The 2,298-nt window shown below is 55.7% G+C and carries 3 protein-coding genes; all 3 read left to right on the forward strand.

Translation table 11 applies throughout. The annotated features are described in order from the left end of the window. The first annotated feature begins 158 nt into the window (after positions 1-158). On the forward strand, positions 159-1,481 hold the full coding sequence (locus VGK48_11065) for an arylsulfatase (protein ID HEY2381707.1): 1,323 nt from the start codon (positions 159-161) through the stop codon (positions 1,479-1,481). Positions 1,482-1,506: 25 nt separating this feature from the next. Beyond that, positions 1,507-1,938 carry a hypothetical protein gene (locus VGK48_11070; GenBank protein HEY2381708.1) on the forward strand — a complete coding sequence of 144 codons (432 nt, stop codon included), beginning with the start codon at positions 1,507-1,509 and terminating at the stop codon, positions 1,936-1,938. Between the two features lie 58 nt (positions 1,939-1,996). After that, positions 1,997-2,298 (forward strand): transporter (locus VGK48_11075; protein HEY2381709.1); only part of this gene is annotated, 302 nt, incomplete at its 3' end.

The following is a 2,298-nucleotide window of genomic DNA, read 5'->3' on the forward strand; positions in this document are numbered from 1 at the left end:
TGCGGCCATGGCCATCGAATGAAAGGAAAACAAACATAAAGGCAAAGTTTGCTATCTACTCGTTAGGTATCGCGCTGATGGCGATCAAAGCGAGTGAGGCACAGTCTGCTCCGCAACCGGCCGGCGAAGGCAAGAAACCGAATATTGTTTTCATCCTGATGGACAATCTTGGTTACGGCGAAATTGGTTGTTACGGCGGCGGCATACTCCGCGGCGCGGCCACGCCACGGATCGACAAGCTCGCGACGGAAGGCACGCGACTGCTTAATTTCAATGTCGAAGCGCAATGCACGCCAAGCCGCTCGGCCATCCTGACCGGACGCTTTTCCATTCGTTCCGGTACCCACTCAGTACCGATCGGCGGCGGACTTGAAGGATTAACGCAATGGGAAGTAACGATCGCTGAGCTACTCTCCGGTGCTGGTTATGCGACTGGCCATTTCGGAAAGTGGCACGTCGGTAGCGATCAGTCGCGCCTGCCTAACGCGCAGGGCTTCGATGAGTGGTATGGGATTCCGCGCACCACCGATGAGGTTTTTGCGCCATCGGAACCCGCAGCGAAAGCGGCGGGCGTCGCTTTCGAGCACATCATGGAGGGGAAGAAGGGCGAGAAGAGCCGGGAACTTCAGGTCTATGACCTGGAGCAACGCCGCCTGATCGACGCGGAGATCACACAGCGAACGATCGACTTCATGAAGCGCAGCGTCCAGTCGGGCAAGCCGTTCTACGCCTATGTTCCATTCACGCTCGTGCATTTTCCGACTTTGCCGAATCCAAAGTTTGCTGGTAAAACAGGCTTCGGCGACTTCCCGGACTCACTTGCGGAAATGGACACGCACGTCGGCGAAATCCTGGACGCGATCGATCAACTGCGCGTCCGCGATAACACTATCGTCGTCTTTACGAGCGACAACGGTCCGGAAGCAACCTGGCCCTGGCAAGGATCATCCGGTCCATGGCGTGGCTACTACTTTACGCACATGGAAGGCTCGTTGCGGGTGCCGTTTATTATCCGTTGGCCCGGCCGAATCCCGGCCGGCCGTGTGAGTAACGAGATAGTCCACGAGGTCGACACCTACACGACCTTCGCAAAGATCGCCGGCACATCCGTGCCACAGGATCGCGCGATCGATGGAGTCGACCAAACCGATTTCCTGCTGGGCAAGTCCGAGAAGTCCAAGCGCGAAGGTTTTCCAGTCTTCGTGGCGGATCGCCTGGAAGCGGTCAAATGGAGGAATTGGAAGCTGGTTTTCTACGACGAGCAACGAGACTGGTGGACGCCGCCCACGAAACTTGGCAGCCCGAAAGCCTTCGATCTCATAACCGATCCAAAAGAGGAATACCCACAGACAGGGCTGCGAAGCTCGTGGATAGCCGGCCCAGCGATGAAGGTCGCAGTCGAGTTCGAGCAAAGCCTGAAGAAACATCCGCCGATCGCGCCCGGCACGGCGGATCCATACACACCACCGAAATCACGATAACTCAGCAAAGAAACCCAAAAGAGCAATGAAGCTTCCCCCTGATATTCAGTTTCACGAAGACATTCGGCTGCTCGTTTATAGACCCCATGGCTTGGTCAACGAGGCGACGGTCAACAAAATTATATCTGTCATCGGAGAACTCGAGGCCACGTTGAAGGAGCCCTTCGATCGATTTTCCGATACGGTCGCAGCCGATGCAGTTGATCTGAACTTCGAATACATCATTCGCATTTCTCTTTATCGGCGTCTGACCTACGCAGGTCGTCCACCGGTCAAATCAGCCATTCTCGCGACCGATTCCACTCTTGTTCATTACGGCCGGTTACATGCCTTACTGACGCAAGGTTCCTCGATCAACGTCCGGGTCTTCCAAGACCGCGCAGAAGCCGCACAATGGCTCGGCGTTCCACTCGAATTGCTAACTGCGGAAACCACCGGTAAATCAATCCAAAAATGAAGAAGTTTAAGAAAGAGAATTAGCGCAACCCAACTACGCCTAACGAAAGGAATCGAACATGAAAACGAGAATCACCCTAACGTTGGCGGGACTAACAGTCCTGACTTTCTCTGTCACGCGCGCCTTTGCCGTGGAAGGTGGCCTGGGCCGGCCTATTTCCGGCATGTCGATCGCGCCGTATGCTGGCGTGATTCCACCTGAACCGGGCCTCGCGGTTGCTACTGGCGAAACTTACTATGAGGGCTCCATCGGGGGCGGCCGAAGCGTGCCAATCGCAGGTCTTCTCGTGGCGAACGTCGATATGAAGGCATCATTTACCCCAATCGCGTTGTTCTACATCTGGCCCACGCCGACCAAGGA

This window comes from Terriglobia bacterium (genome assembly GCA_036496425.1).
GTDB lineage: Bacteria > Acidobacteriota > Terriglobia > 20CM-2-55-15 > 20CM-2-55-15 > 20CM-2-55-15.